At 46.2% G+C, this 14,712-nt stretch carries 10 protein-coding genes; all 10 read left to right on the top strand.

The window, feature by feature from the left end:
• Window positions 1-35 precede the first annotated feature (35 nt).
• A complete protein-coding gene (locus SRRS_RS20400; RefSeq protein ID WP_371363133.1) occupies window positions 36-344 on the top strand; it encodes a biotin/lipoyl-binding protein in 309 nt (102 codons plus the stop codon).
• Between the two features lie 32 nt (window positions 345-376).
• Window positions 377-2,191 (top strand): SpoIVB peptidase S55 domain-containing protein, encoded by a 1,815-nt coding sequence (locus tag SRRS_RS20395; protein WP_371369898.1) that lies wholly within the window; start codon window positions 377-379, stop codon window positions 2,189-2,191.
• A gap of 387 nt (window positions 2,192-2,578) precedes the next feature.
• A complete protein-coding gene (locus SRRS_RS20390) occupies window positions 2,579-3,349 on the top strand; it encodes an MlaE family ABC transporter permease (protein ID WP_371363132.1) in 771 nt (256 codons plus the stop codon).
• A gap of 23 nt (window positions 3,350-3,372) precedes the next feature.
• Window positions 3,373-4,131, top strand: a complete 759-nt coding sequence (locus SRRS_RS20385; protein WP_371363131.1) for an ABC transporter ATP-binding protein — start codon at window positions 3,373-3,375, stop codon at window positions 4,129-4,131.
• Complete coding sequence (locus tag SRRS_RS20380; RefSeq protein WP_371363129.1) at window positions 4,128-5,399, top strand: MlaD family protein; 1,272 nt, start codon at window positions 4,128-4,130, stop codon at window positions 5,397-5,399. Before SRRS_RS20385 ends, SRRS_RS20380 begins: the two co-directional genes overlap by 4 nt.
• Before the next feature lie 107 nt (window positions 5,400-5,506).
• Entirely contained in the window at window positions 5,507-6,859 is a 1,353-nt protein-coding gene (locus tag SRRS_RS20375; protein WP_371363128.1) for a TolC family protein, read from the top strand.
• Window positions 6,860-7,032: 173 nt separating this feature from the next.
• Complete coding sequence (locus tag SRRS_RS20370) at window positions 7,033-11,367, top strand: translocation/assembly module TamB domain-containing protein (RefSeq protein ID WP_371363126.1); 4,335 nt, start codon at window positions 7,033-7,035, stop codon at window positions 11,365-11,367.
• Window positions 11,368-11,381: 14 nt separating this feature from the next.
• Complete coding sequence (locus tag SRRS_RS20365; RefSeq protein WP_371363124.1) at window positions 11,382-12,020, top strand: sigma-70 family RNA polymerase sigma factor; 639 nt, start codon at window positions 11,382-11,384, stop codon at window positions 12,018-12,020.
• Window positions 12,021-12,337: 317 nt separating this feature from the next.
• Window positions 12,338-12,934, top strand: a complete 597-nt coding sequence (locus SRRS_RS20360) for a hypothetical protein (protein WP_371363123.1) — start codon at window positions 12,338-12,340, stop codon at window positions 12,932-12,934.
• A gap of 75 nt (window positions 12,935-13,009) precedes the next feature.
• Window positions 13,010-14,689 (top strand): outer membrane protein assembly factor, encoded by a 1,680-nt coding sequence (locus tag SRRS_RS20355; protein ID WP_371369897.1) that lies wholly within the window; start codon window positions 13,010-13,012, stop codon window positions 14,687-14,689.
• The last annotated feature ends 23 nt before the right edge of the window (window positions 14,690-14,712 follow it).

The raw sequence follows: 14,712 nt of genomic DNA, 5'->3' as shown, positions 1-14,712 counted from the left end.
CTTATCAATTTAAGCAAAAAAGGTAGGTGTGAGGTATGGCTCATAAGAAGAGTATAATATTACTTACAGTATTGCTGGTGATTGGCGTAGTAGCTTGGTGTCTGGCTGCAGGGCAGACAGTAGACCAACGCGGTGTGCTTTCAGGAACTGTATCGGCGAATGGCTTGGTTTCGCCTGGTGCGATAGCACGGGAGGGCGACATTCTGGTTTATGTCGAGACATTGACAGGCCCGGCTGTGGCCGTGCGTGCTAATGTCGACGGCGTTGTCAGGGAAGTTCTTGTCCGGCCGGGGGATAAAGTCAGAACCGGTGATGTATTAGTAAGAATCGAATCTAAAAGGTAGTTTCGGGAAGGATGAATATATTGTTGAGGATAATGAGGCGCTGTCTGGCAGCGCTGCTAGCAGTATGTTTTATGCTGCCGATAGCTTACGTCCAGGCTGCGCCTGATTTTTTGCCAGTAGATCAGATCACTAAAGGGATGCACGGTATCGCTAAAACCGTTGTGTCAGGCAAAGAGATTGAAGAGTTTGGCGTAGAAGTATTAGGCGTTATGAAACAAAAAGGTCCTGCCGGGGATCTTATTCTGGTTCGTACTTATGGTGATGTGATTGACCGTACCGGTGGTATTGCGCAAGGAATGAGCGGCAGTCCGGTTTATATTAACGGTAAATTAGTTGGCGCCATTGCGTATGGCTGGTCGTTGACCGACCATAGGATTGGTATGGTGACTCCGATTGCCGATATGCTCAAATTATGGGAAATAAACGATCGCCAGGCACCGCTTGAGTCTAAACAATTCCAAGAGGAACCAGCAGAGCCGGTCGCAACGCCGCTTATGGCAACCGGTTTTGGCGAGCAGGCATTAAAAATGCTGACCGATAAACTTAAACCATATAACCTAGTGCCGTATGCCGTTGGTGGCAGTATGTCTGATGACAATAACGGTATTGCCTACAGAACAGTAGAACCTGGCAGCACTGTCGGCGTTCAGCTGGTGCGCGGCGATTTTAGTTTAGGCGCGTTGGGCACGGTTACCTATGTTGAAGGGGACAAGATATTAGCGTTTGGGCATCCTTTTCTTAAACGGGGAAAGGCCAACTATTTCTTAACAGATACTGAAGTGTATACCACTCTCAGCGGACTGGAAAACTCCTTTAAAGTAGGAACATCTACCGAGGCTATTGGAATGATCAACCAGGACAGAGGGGCCGGTATTGCCGGCCAGCTTGGCCAATTTCCCGGTATAATACCGCTTAGAATAACTGTTACTGATAAAAACCTCGGACGAACCAATGAGCTGTGGGCTCAGGTAGTACAAAACGAGGAAATGGGACCGACACTTTCAGCGGTAAGTGTTTTTAATGCTATAGAAAAAACAACCGACAGGCTAGGCTCCGGAACGGCTAAAGTTGGATTTGAAATTAGTGCGGCCGGTATACCTGGTGAAAGTTTAAAAAGAGAAAACATGTTTTATACCCAAGGAAATATTGGTGAACTGGCGGTAGCTGAAATTCATGAGGCGCTGACACTATTGGCAGGCAATCAGTATAATTCTGTCGATATCATGGATGTTAAAGTTAATGTTACTATCGACAGTGAGCGTCGAACCGCAACCATACTTGAAGCAAAAGCCGGAGCCACTGACGTTAAGCCCGGAGATACAATTGATATAGCCGTAAAAATAAAACCATACCGGAGTGAGCCGGTAACAAGACATATTTCCTATACCGTACCCCAGGACCAGCAGGAAGGTACACTGATGTTGGCGGTGCGTGGTGGTGGTATGATTTCGGTAGCGCAATTGATGGGGAAAAGGCAAGTCGGTGAAGACGATATTAGTAAGCTGTTTATCCCCAAAGTTCGTCCCAAATCCCTGGAAGATGCGGTCAAAGATCTGGTAAACCGGGACCGCAACAACGATATTGTTGTTGAAGCTGTTGATATGGCGGGATTTGACGGAGCTTTCGGCAATGAAGGAAAAGGTACCAGGCCGGTAACTGATAAATTTGAAACAACTCCCAGTCCGGCATTAAAGGAACCGACTGTAAAAAAATCGGCCAAATCCAGTAGTTCACAAAACAAAAATATCAAAAATACTAAAAGCGATGAAGACAAACGAAAAGTATATATTACTACAGACTATATAATTGATGGCGATACTCAGCTCGTATTGAATGTAGTGAAGTAGATGCAGTAGTTTTAATCAGTCTTTAACTCCTTGCCGAAGGATAGTCGCACACCAGAATAGTAAAGTTGTTATAGGAGCCGCGTTATGCGGCTTTTTCTTTTGCAACGGTTCTTGGCGGTTTATACCGTCGGAAAATAGCGGAAATTTAAAATAAGCGTCATTCAGCAGGGAATTTACAAATTGCATGGAATATTACTAGATATTATCCGATGACCAAGTTGCTCTAAGACTCCCGCTTCTACAAGCGGGAGTTATACCCCTACGGGCACAGGCAAGCAACTAAGTCCCTGGATAAGTTCGGCTAAACTTCAAGTGGGTTAAAACTCCACCTGAAGCTAAGTCTCACTTTATCTAACCTACATCTAAGGCGGTTTAAGGAGCAGATTTATGCTTATTGAACTTTGTGCCCGTGTCGGAAGATCGGTTATCAGCTTCCTGGAACACACGGGGCAAATCTTGATTTTAATTGGACAAGCTGTTGTTCAGCTGCGCAAGTTAAATACTACCCTGCTGGTGCGGCAGATGGCTCACTTAGGAGCAGACTCACTGCCAATAGTTCTTTTGACTATGATCTTTACCGGTATGGTTATGACAGTGCAAACCGCGCACGAATTTGTAAAATACGGGGCGCAGTCCTCTGTCGGCGGTCTGGTTGCCGTGGCTATGGGCCGGGAACTGTCGCCGGTTTTGACCGGAGTGGTATTTGCCGGACGGGTGGGCGCTGCTATTACGGCCGAAATCGGTTCAATGAAGGTTACTGAGCAAATTGACGCTTTGCGGGTTATGGCTGTTAACCCGGTTGCCTATCTGGTAGTACCGCGAATGATTGCCTGTATGCTGATGATGCCGGTACTGGTTGTTTTCGCCGACGTTATCGGCACGATTGGCAGTTACCTTATTGCGACGTCCTATGCAGACATTACGTCGTTTACGTTTTTAAACTCGATTAAGGTTTTTGCTGTACCACACGATATTATCGGTGGCTTGATAAAAGCGATGTTTTTTGGAATTATTGTTGCTATTATTGGATGTTATAAAGGCTTGACAACCGCCGAGGGAGCCGAGGGGGTCGGCAAGGCTACAACCGGTTCGGTGGTTTTGGCGATAATCTTAATTTTTGTCAGCAATTACTTTTTATCTGTACTATTATACCGTTAGGAAAGCCAAGATGGGGGACCGTCATGATTGAACTAAAAAATGTTAATATGAATTTTCGCGGCAATCAGACGCTCAAAGATATTAACCTGACAATTGAGCAAGGCGAAATTATGGTGATCATCGGGCCGAGCGGCTCAGGTAAAAGCACGCTGCTCAGAATGATAATCGGTCTCCTGAAGCCAACCTCCGGCGAGGTCTGGGTTAATAACCGGGAAATCACCCAAATGCCGGAAGACGAACTTAATAAGATCCGGCTGGAAATGGGGATGGTATTCCAGTATTCGGCACTGTTCGATTCTATGACAGTTGGTGAAAACGTTGCCTTTGGCCTTAGACAGCATAGTGATATGCCGGAAGAGGAAATTTGGCGGACAGTGCGCCGCAAGCTGCGAATGGTAGGACTGCGTGGCAAGGAGAATGCTATGCCGAACGAACTGTCGGGCGGGATGAAAAAGCGGGTTAGTTTAGCTCGCGCGATTGCCATTGATCCGCATATTGTTTTATATGACGAGCCGACCGCCGGCCTGGATCCTATTATGTCCAATACCATTGACAGACTGATTGTCAGTACCCGGCGCATGATTCGTGCTACTTCGGTCGTTGTTACGCATGATATGTCCAGTGCCTTCAGTATTGCCGACAGGATTGCCATGATTTATGGCGGCAGTATTATTGAAATAGGTACACCGGATGTAATAAAACAGTCAGAGAACCCGATTGTAGCCAAATTTATCCGGGGAGCGACAGCCTTGCCGGAAAGTAAAGGGAGGTCGAGAGCATGAATACCGAAGCTAAAGTTGGAGCAGTAACACTTGCCGGCCTTATTTTACTGGGTGGGATGATCGTCTACCTTAGCGGTTTTAGTTTTGGTGAAAAGGGTTCCCCGATTAAAGCGGTATTCGGGCAGGTAAGTGGTTTGAAGTCCGGTAATATTGTACGTTATGCCGGTGTCGAAATTGGTAAAGTCGCCAATGTGCGGGTAGTGCCGGAAGGCGTCACCGCGGAAATTATTCTGAATCCCGGCATAAAGGTGCCTAAAGGCTCCAGATTTACTATTGGTTCTGACGGCTTATTGGGGGAAAAGTACATAAATATTGTGCCACCACGGGAAGTCGATGGCTTTCTGGCCCCAAATGAACAGGTCTATGGCGAGAATCCGCAGGGACTTGATGAACTAATGGTATCGGCTAATCAAGTCTTGGCTGAAGTTCAAACTTTGGTTAAAGCCCTGAATGATGTAATTGGCGATGAAAAGGTACGTGCCGCTCTCAAAGAATCGGCATTCAATACGCGGGACATCACGGCTAACCTTAAAAGCCTGACAGCGACACTGGCCGATCTGGCTAGCGAAAATCAGGGGGATGTGACGGCCATAGTTGCCAATCTCAAGGCGATGTCGGTTAGTCTTAAGGATACGGCTGCCAGAGTGGATACGATGATTGCCGACGTCGGCAACAATGGGCAAACGGCCAAAGATTTGCGGGAAACGATTGGCGCGATCAAGCAAACAAGCAGTCGGGTTGAAAAAATGGCCGCTTCGCTGGAAGGCGTGGTTACAGACCCGGAAACTGCGAAAAATCTTAGAGAAACATTACGAAATACCCGGGATGCTTCAGCCAAGGCAAACAAAATGCTGGATAAGGTAGGTAGCATTAAAACCGAAGCTAGTGTAGAAACTCTTTACAGCTCAGATACGGATAAATATCGCAACAGTGCCAGTGTGAAGGTAAATACTTCCCCCACTGATTTTGCCATTATCGGTGTTAACGATATTGGTGAATCCAGTAAGACTAACTTTCAGTTAGGTAAAAGCAACGCCAACATCGACCAGCGGTATGGCATTATTGACAATAAGGTTGGCATTGGTGTCGATGCTAAGCTAGGCAGTCAACTCCGAATGTCCCTGGATGTCTATGATCCCAACGATGTACAGGTTAAACTTAGAACCCAATATCAAGTTGCCCCTAACACTTTTATTGTTGGCGAATCCGATAACGTCAACAAACGGGATGAAAGAACTTCTTTTTTCGGAGTTAGAAAAGCCTTCTAATTTTACCAATTTTCATTGACACCAGGCAAAACATGGACATATAATTATAAGTGCCTGACTGAGCAGTCAGACCTTGAAAAAGATAATCAAGGAGGTCAACTGATTACATGCCACATTTAACATTATCTGGCAGCATAGCCAAACGCCTGTCTGCTCTTGTAGCGGGCGGTATGCTGATGGCCGTCGCCATCCCTGGTTTCGCTGCTGCACCACTGGAGCTTACACTGGATGATACCATTGCCATGGCTCTTAAGAACAATCATTCCATTAAGGTTGCTGAATCTGAGGCTGAAAAAGCCGATTGGGATATAAGCGCCGCCAAAACCGGTAAAGAACCGTCAATATCTTTGTCACATAATTCCATGAGATCAAAAAGCGCTGCTTCGGCTGCTATTGGGTATGACAGCATCACCAAAGAACCAGTCAAAATACCGATTTCTTCAAGTACCGACAATAAATTCACCAACAGCATTGACTTGACGTATCCGTTATACACAGGCGGCAAGGTTGAAGGTACTATCGAAAAGGCCAAATTAGGATCGAAAGTGGCAGAGCTTGGTATAACCAAAACCCAACAGCAAGTTAAACTTGACGCCACTACCGGTTATTACAGTATTTTGCAAACCCGCAACATTGTGAAACTCAGTGAAGAGTCGTTAGACCGTCTTAATGCCCACCTCAAAAACGTTGAGGCACAATACGGCGCCGGTACCGTAGCTAAGTCGGATGTACTGCGTTCTGAAGTGGAAAAAGCCAAAGCCGAGCAAAGCTTAATTAAAGCGAATAACTCGTATGAACTGGCAGTGTCGAGTCTGAATAATGTAATCGGCATGCCGTTAGATACTAAGATTGCGGTTAAAGAAGAATTAAAATACGAGAAATATGATAAGACGCTCGAAGATTGTATAAAGGTTGCCTTGGCTGACCGTCCTGATCTGGAGCAAGCCGCTACCAGTGTGGATATGGCCAAAGCCGATATCAAAGTGGCCAAAAGCGGCAACAAATTAACGATTAATGCGGTTGCATCCGAAAAATGGAGCGATAAGGATTTTCCCGGAACGGATAACAATACCTGGTCCATCGGTATAAGCGCCAACTATAATCTGTTTGACTCCGGGCTTACCCGATCCAAAGTAAGGGGAACTGAAACCACACTGAATAAAGCTGCTACACAACTGCTGCAAGCGCGTGACGCCGCTCAATTGGAAGTCCGTCAGGCTTACCTTAATATGCAAGAGGCGGAAAAGCGCATTGAAACAAGTCAGGTTGCTGTAGTCAAAGCGGAAGAAGATTATAAAATTGCACAGGTACGTTACAGCGCTGGCGTAGGCACCAACCTTGACGTCATGGATTCCCAGGTTGCCCTAACATCAGCTAAAACTGATTATGTACAAGCCTTGTACGATTACAATACCAGCCGGGCTAAATTAGACAAAGCAATGGGTATTGCAGTCAAATAATTAACTTCACTAAACAGGCAGAACTAGTCTATCTAGGTCTGCCTGTCGCTTTGCCAAGGACTTGGGTAAATCCAGCCAGTAATGAAATACCAGGAATATCTTAAAGGAAGATACCTCTACTATGTCGAATATGACGAAGTAGTTTGTTACCCCAAGGCCAAGGAGGCGCATCCATGCGAACAAAAGTCTTTGCTGCAGCTGTTATATTGTTTGTGCTTGGCATGGCCGCCTTTAGCTGGTGGTCGGCCCAGAGCCGGATGGTTTTTGCCCAAGTGGAAACTTCCCTGGCGGATGAATTGACGCAAACGTTCGGGACCGAGATTACCGTTGGTCAGTTGCAAGCAGCTGGTTTAACAGCGGCAACCGTCGCTGATGTAAAAATATTTGATAAAAAGAGCCGGCAGTTAGCCGATATTAAGCAAGTTACCGTCGAGTATAGCTTGTTTAGCCTGCTGCGCGGCCAAACAGCAGTAGACGCAATAAAGAAAGTTATTCTGACTAACCCGAAGATCATCTTGGTGGAAGAAACGGACGGCACCTGGAACTTCGACTGCTTAAGGCAGGAAGCAAAACCGGGAAGCCCCAGCTTTAACGGCAAGGTTGTCTTGGCGCAGGGCGACATTAAGGTTTACTCGCCAAAAGGCGAGTGGGAATTCGGCCAGGCGGAAGGCGAGCTTGACGTGAAAGGCAGCCAAACGATTGCCATAAATGTGTCTGCCAATCATAATGGTTCACCGTTAAGTGTTCAAGGGTTTATTAACAATGCGAAAAAAGATTTGTCACTAACTGTCAAAGCCAGCCAACTGAATCCGGCAGTTTATGAAAATTTACTGCCTGCCGGTACCCAGCTTACTTTTAGCGCCGGTAGTCTAAAAGAGGTCGAGGTTATGGCTTCCGGAAATCCAGGTAAGCTGAAGTTTGCCGGTGAATTTGTGCTTGATGATATTGCCGCCCAGGCCGGCGGGGTAAAGGTGGAACAGGCTCGTGGCCGGGTAACATTTACCAATAACAATATTTACATATTTGGAGGCAGCGCGTTAGTAGCCAGTCAACCAATAACCGTACGGGGGAAAATTGGGATCGAGGGTGACCAGCCTGTATTTGATCTGGCACTGACTTCTACAGGATTTGATCCAACCGTGCTTAACAGCAGTCTGCCCTTTACCGGAAAACTAGCCTTTGATGCAAAGTTCGCCGGAACGCTGCAAGATCCGGTGGTGACGGCTAAACTTACAGCCGCCCAGGCCTCTTTACAGGATTTCTCATTAGAAAATGCGGCCGCCAGTGTTACATATGCTAATAATGTAGTACAGATAGAGTCAGTTTCTGCAAGCATGCTGGGGGGGCAAATAACAGGCCGGGGATCAGTTGATGTCAGTAGTCAACAGTATCAAATTGAGCTTGCTGCCAAGAATATTGCAGTGGGTGCTATTAAAGGCTTGCCTGTTGAACTAACCGGTCAGGGCGAAATTCATGCATCCGTAAACGGTCGGGGCAGCAATTGGCAGGCAGCCGCCGGTGTTGCTAGCTTTACCTTACATTCAGGGGAGATTCAGGGTGTACCCTATAAGCAAATAGCCGGACTGGTTGAACGTAGTAATAACAGAACCAACATAGAATATTTTAATGTTACGCTGCCGTCAGGTCTTGTTGCTGTCAGCGGTGTAATACAAGGCGATAGTCTTGCACTCAAATTGAACGGTCAAAGTATAGAGTTAAATGATATAACTCCTACCTACTCTAAGAATATAAGCATTACCGGCACGGCGTCTATGGACGGAGAGATTACCGGTACTACAGCAGAGCCCATGCTAAATCTTGGTTTTACTGTTGCCGGGTTAAAAGTGAAAGAGCAGTTGTTGGGTAACGCGGCAGGCAAAGTAAAAGGCACGCCAAGTCAGCTTGGATTTGAGCAAGTTACCATTACCGACGGTACTGCCCGGCATGAGCTTACCGGTACCGTACTACTTACGAAGGCTGAGCCGGAACTGAATTTGCATCTTACTACCCATGCTGCCAGGGCAGAAACCTTTGCCGGAATACTTGCGCCCGAATGTAAGCTCACAGGCAATCTCGACCATGAACTTATCCTCACAGGCCGGATGTCCAATCCGGATATGCAGGGAAAAATACATCTTACTGACGGCAGCCTGTACGGTTATCTCATTGCCAGTGCGACAGGCACATATGAACGGAAAGACAACGCCATTGTTGTTAACAATGTGGATATAGTTTCTTTAAATACTAAAATAAAGCTGTCGGGAACAGTAGCTCCGGATAACAGTTTAAACTTTGGTGTCACTGCCGAAGGAATTGACATCTCCCGTTTACGGCTAGAGTATCCATATCCGGTATCAGGCAAAGTTAATGCAGCCGGCCAGGTTACCGGTTCTATTAGTAATCCGGTAGTAACCGGACAACTGGAAGCACCGGGAATTATGCTTAACGGTCAGGAAATCAAGAATATTTTTGCCCGGTTAAGCTATGAAGACACTCATGCCGATATTAGAGAATTGAACTTTACCCAAGGAACAGGACACTACGCGTTCAGCGGTGCTGCTGATCTAAAAACCAAGGGTGTTGACGGCATACTTCGGGTAGAGGGCGGTGAACTGGCCGGTATTCTGGCTATTGCCAACGTACCGGACAAAGGAATTCGCGGCAAACTGAACGGGGAAATAGTGCTAAACGGCACTGTGGATAATCCCAATGTAATGGTAAGGGGAGCAATAACCAACGGAAGTATCAAAAATTACCCGCTTGACAGTATTGATATTGACGCCGAACTTAACAACAAAATAATTACCATTAACAAGTTTATTGGCAAACAAGGGGTTAACGGCATATTAGCAGCCCGGGGGCAAGCTAATTTGAACGGGGCTATTGATATGGAGTTTGGCGGACGGGATATTGAGACCGGAATTATCACCGCATTATTTGATACAACCGTTGAAACCAAAGGCAGCTTCAGTTTTAACGCGCAGGCCAGCGGCGCAACTGCTGATCCCAATGTGGCCATGTCGTTAGAAATTAAAAACGGCAGTGTAGCGAATGCCGAATTTGATAATCTATATGGCTTGTTTATTTATAATCAGGGCAGTATCCATGTCAATCAGTTGTATCTGGCGCGTGGGCCTTATAAAGCCAGTGCCTACGGTGTTGTTCCGCTAAAAGCGTTAAACAGGCAAGGCCGCAGTCAGGCAGATATTACTGACAGGATGGATTTAAAGGTGCGTCTTGATCATGCTGATTTACGCATACTACCTATGCTTACTAAGGAAGTTGCCTGGGCTTCAGGGCCAACTGCCGGTGAAATAACCATAGGCGGCACATTGGCACAGCCAACACTCAACGGTCATGTGTCGGTGGCCAAGGGAGCTATCAAACTGAAAGCACTTTCAGAACCTATCCAGAATGTAGGGGTTGATATTCAGTTTGAAGATGATAAAATAAATATAAATACTTTTAGTGGTGAAATGGGCGGCGGCTCGTATGCCGTAGCCGGGTCGGCCAGACTGAATGGTTTGGCACTTGATCAATATAATGTAGCGCTTACACTTCAGCATTTAGGTATTAAACACAAATACTTTACAGGACCGCTTGATGGTGTGCTATCATTAACAAGTGTGAATGGCAAACCGCATTTATCCGGGAAGCTGACTGTCGAGGATGCAACTGTCAATATTCCGGCAGTGCCTGACAGCGGTGACTTCAACCTGGATGCCGGGCTTGATGTGGAACTGGTTGTTGGCAATAAAGTTAGAATGTATAATCCTTACCTGTATGATTTCCGGGCCGAGGGCAAGGTCAAGTTTTCCGGAACCTTGCAGAAACCGGCGGCATCAGGTCGCATAGAAGCACAGCGCGGCACGGTAAAATATCTGACAAACCTATTTACCATTGAAAGTGCCAGTGCGGAATTTACCCAATTCGACTCCATTGAACCGATAATTAAGCTAAAGGCTAAAACCAGGCTGGATCAAATGACCGTTTATTTAGATATTCATGGCCCGGTAACGGCTATGAATATGAAGCTGACGTCACAGCCGGCAATGAGTCAAGAAGAAATCATGTCTATTTTGACTTTACGCAGCAGTTATTTTTCTGATAATAACCACCAGTCTCATACTGACAGCGTATTAGGGCGTGACGAGTTGATTAGTCTGTTGGATGCCGGCTTACAGATGCGGTTTATTGCCGAAGTTGAAAACACCATGCAAAAGGCACTTGGTGTGGACAGATTCCGGTTGGTAAAGTCTTCGCTATTCGATACCGATCGCAAGAAAAGAGCTAGTGAAGACCAGCCGGGCGGTCAGTTGCAAAGTTATAATCTGGAAATTAGCAAATATCTTACTGATAAACTTATGGTGAGTTATAGTATAGGGCTTGACCAAAAAGACAGCAGCATAAGTTTACAATATGAGTTGAATAATCGTATTTCGATCGGCGGTGCCTTTGGGGGTACCAAACGTGAATTGTATACAATAGAGACACGATTTAATTTTTAAAAGGGATGGATACCATGTTTCTTAGTCAATACATGGCTGAACTGAAAAATGTCCGCACGCTGGCTCCGGCGGAAGAGGCGGTATTGTGGCGGGGGTATAAAGAAGGATGCGACCTGGAATGCAGGCGTCGCCTTATTGAAAGCTATCAGCCGCTTGTTTTTAAAACTGCCATGCGCTGGCGATTGCCTGAACCGGTAATGCTTGATTTGATTCAAGAAGGTACAGTGGGACTTATAGAAGCCGTTGAAAATTACGATCATACGCGTGGGGTGGCATTTAGCCTGTTTGCCGTGCACCGGATCAAAGGCCGGATGCTAAATCACCTTAACTGTGAAGATGACAGCCTGGTGCATATTGATAGTCCCTGCGACGAGAACCGCAGCCAGGCAACAATCGCCGATTTGCTTGTTGATACGCAGGCTGAAGTCGTTACTCAGGTAGAACACAATTACCTTGTCGAACAGCTCAGAACCGCTATGGATCGTCTCCCGGCGAAGGAACAGCAGGTATTACACGGTGTGTATTTGAATGACTGTGAGCCCAAGGAATTGGCGGCAAGTATGGAGTTAAGTATATCGCATATTTACCGTTTGCAGAAGCAAGGCATTCGGAGGTTGCGGGGAATGATGTCCAAATTAATGGGCAACTGGTAGGCAACGGGCGATAAACGCCCACCTGCTTCGTTTCTCCTGCGGGTTGCTTGTTTGCGTACGAACCCAGTACGCGGCACTGCGCAATCCTCGTCGTGCCTCGCATCTGGACATTTCTCGCCCGTTGCGGACATTAAGGTAGCGTGTTTGGCAACACGCCGAGTATCAGTAAAAATAGAGGAAATGAGTCAAAAATACTCGAATTAACTACTATTAACGGGCTAATCTCAAAAATTGCCCGTTTTTGCATATTTGTCAATGACCAGAATCTGGCCTCTTCCCAGGATTATATTTAGTGTTATAATATAGGGGTGGTGAATATGGCGGATTGTAAACAAAATATTAACCGGCATTTGAATTCAGCCCAACAGTGGTTGTCTGAGGCCGAGGATGCCTTTGATAAAGACAAAGATATTCGCGGTGAGCTTAACTTATTCTTAGCTCAGGCTGAACTCGCACACGTCCGGGAAGCTAACCGCTCTCAACAGTGGCGCTACAAATATCCGATGCTTAGGCATTGCTTGGCATTGGGCCTGGCATTCGTTGTAGCTGTCGGTGGTGTAGGAGTCAGTTACTGGTGGGGGGTTAGCCGCCATACAGTCCAGTCTGTAACAGGCACCAGCCAAGCAGTCTCTGCAACGGAAAACAGTTCCAGGCAGGTAACTTTAGAGCCTAAGGTAGCCAATCAGGCAGTCGCTCCGGTAGCAGCGCCGCCGGTTCCGGTTGCCAGCCAGTCTGTGCCAAACCGGGAAGAGCCTGGTTCTTATCAGCAGCCGGCAAAGGCCGAAAGGGGTTCAGCGCCGCTTGAACAGACCAAATCAGTTTCTGCGGAAGACCCAAGTAAAGAGGTGCCGTTGACGAACGATGAGATCAACAAACTTATCAGGTCAGCCGGAAAATCGTTACGTGGACAATAAAAAATAAATAGGAGGTAATAGATGAAGACCGATCTACGCTGCAAGATTTTTATAGTTGCCGCGCTCGTGTTGAGTATGGCTGCAGGCTTAGTCCTACCTGCTTATGCGGCTGATATCCAAGGCAAAACGGTTGCAGCCGTAACTGTTACCGGCATCAATAATGTTGATGAAGCTACCGTTAAAGGCGTGATTAAGCTCCAGCCGGGTGATACTTTGACTGCCGATAAGGTCAAGCAAGACTTGCAGGCCATCCACGATCTAGGCTACTTCTTTGATGTTGTTGCCAATTTTGCTGAGGTACCTGAAGGTGTCAAAGTGATATATACCGTTATGGAAAATCCGCAGTTAAAAGACATTATTGTTAAGGGCAACACCAAAGTTTCCAGTGATAAAATTAAAGAACTGGTGACTGCCGGCAAGGGCAACATACTCAATACCCGGACCCTTAACACCAATGTGCGGGCCGTTGAGCAGTATTACCACGATCAAGGCTATATCCTGGCGAAAGTAAGCGATATAGCGATGAGCCCGGGCGGAGAATTGACACTGACGATTAGTGAGGGCTCTCTGGAGGGCATTGTTGTTAAAGGCAACGAAAAAACTAAAACCAATGTTATTACCCGCGAAATGAAAGTTAAGCCGGGTGAACCGTTTAACGTAAAAGACGCTAAACGCAGTATGCAAAAAGTGTACAACCTCGGCTACTTTGAAGACGTTAACATGAAGCTGAATCCTGGTAAAGAGCCTAACGCTGTTGAACTGGAAACCAGTGTTGTTGAACAAAAAACAGGTATGTTTTCCATTGGCGGCGGCTATAGCAAAGCCGATGGTATGGTAGGTATTATTGAAGTCGGTGACAACAACTTCCGGGGTACCGGTGACAGGGTTAAACTTCATTGGGAATTTGGCGGTGTCGATAACAAAAACTATGAAGTAAGTTATACTCGTCCATGGCTTGACAGCAAGCAAACATCGTTAAGTTTCAGTTTTTACAACATGACGAATGAGTATACCGATTACTATGATGACACAAATAATAAAAAATCAACCTATGATAAAAACCGTAAAGGCTTTGATATTACGCTAGGTCGTCCGGCAGGTGAATATATTCATAACTATATCACCTTCAAAAATCGTAAGGACACCTATGAAGAATATAAAAGCGGACCTGAAGATTATTCAGATGCTAGTCACCAGCAATATCTCAAAGATAACTTTGGTGAGACTCGCAGTGTTACCTTAATGCGTGTGTTTGACTCACGTGATAACGTGTTTGCTCCGACAGAAGGAGCCCGTTACTCCTTGTCGGCTGAATTCGCCGGTAAGGCTTTAGGCGGCGACTTCAATTTCAATAAGTATACTGCCGAGGGTCGTAAATATTTCAAAGTAGGCTCTGATCATGTAATTGCCACTCGTCTTACTGTCGGTTATGCGGAAGGAAATATTTCCGATACAAACCGGTTTGAAGTCGGTGGTAGCGATACTCTCCGCGGTTATGAGGATGATCAATTTAAAGGCGACAAAATGATTGCCGGTTCTGTTGAATATCGCTTCCCGGTCGTTAATAAGATTCAGGGTGTAGTTTTCACAGATGTCGGTAATGCATGGAAATCGAAAGGATATACCCTTAACGATCTTAAGTCAAGTGTCGGTGTTGGTATCCGAATGTCAACTCCGCTTGGCCCGGTACGTATTGACTATGCTAAAGGTGAAGAAGGTGGACGTACTCACTTCAGTTTTGGCGGTCAATTCTAACTTGAAATGATTCCAACTTTACG

The sequence above is a fragment of the Sporomusa rhizae genome (genome assembly GCF_041428845.1).
In the GTDB taxonomy this organism is placed as follows: domain Bacteria; phylum Bacillota; class Negativicutes; order Sporomusales; family Sporomusaceae; genus Sporomusa; species Sporomusa rhizae.
The sequence above is the reverse complement of the archived record's forward strand: the minus strand, read 5'-3'. Positions and strand labels throughout refer to the sequence as shown.

Excerpts from the sequence above, each read along its gene's own strand:
- SRRS_RS20360 (WP_371363123.1), top strand. The coding sequence starts at position 12,338 with ATGGCGGATTGTAAACAAAATATTAACCGGCATTTGAATTCAGCCCAA.
- SRRS_RS20390 (WP_371363132.1), top strand. The coding sequence starts at position 2,579 with ATGCTTATTGAACTTTGTGCCCGTGTCGGAAGATCGGTTATCAGCTTC.
- SRRS_RS20365 (WP_371363124.1), top strand. The coding sequence starts at position 11,382 with ATGTTTCTTAGTCAATACATGGCTGAACTGAAAAATGTCCGCACGCTG.
- SRRS_RS20355 (WP_371369897.1), top strand. The coding sequence starts at position 13,010 with ATGGCTGCAGGCTTAGTCCTACCTGCTTATGCGGCTGATATCCAAGGC.
- SRRS_RS20380 (WP_371363129.1), top strand. The coding sequence starts at position 4,128 with ATGAATACCGAAGCTAAAGTTGGAGCAGTAACACTTGCCGGCCTTATT.
- SRRS_RS20370 (WP_371363126.1), top strand. The coding sequence starts at position 7,033 with ATGCGAACAAAAGTCTTTGCTGCAGCTGTTATATTGTTTGTGCTTGGC.
- SRRS_RS20395 (WP_371369898.1), top strand. The coding sequence starts at position 377 with ATGAGGCGCTGTCTGGCAGCGCTGCTAGCAGTATGTTTTATGCTGCCG.
- SRRS_RS20375 (WP_371363128.1), top strand. The coding sequence starts at position 5,507 with ATGCCACATTTAACATTATCTGGCAGCATAGCCAAACGCCTGTCTGCT.
- SRRS_RS20400 (WP_371363133.1), top strand. The coding sequence starts at position 36 with ATGGCTCATAAGAAGAGTATAATATTACTTACAGTATTGCTGGTGATT.
- SRRS_RS20385 (WP_371363131.1), top strand. The coding sequence starts at position 3,373 with ATGATTGAACTAAAAAATGTTAATATGAATTTTCGCGGCAATCAGACG.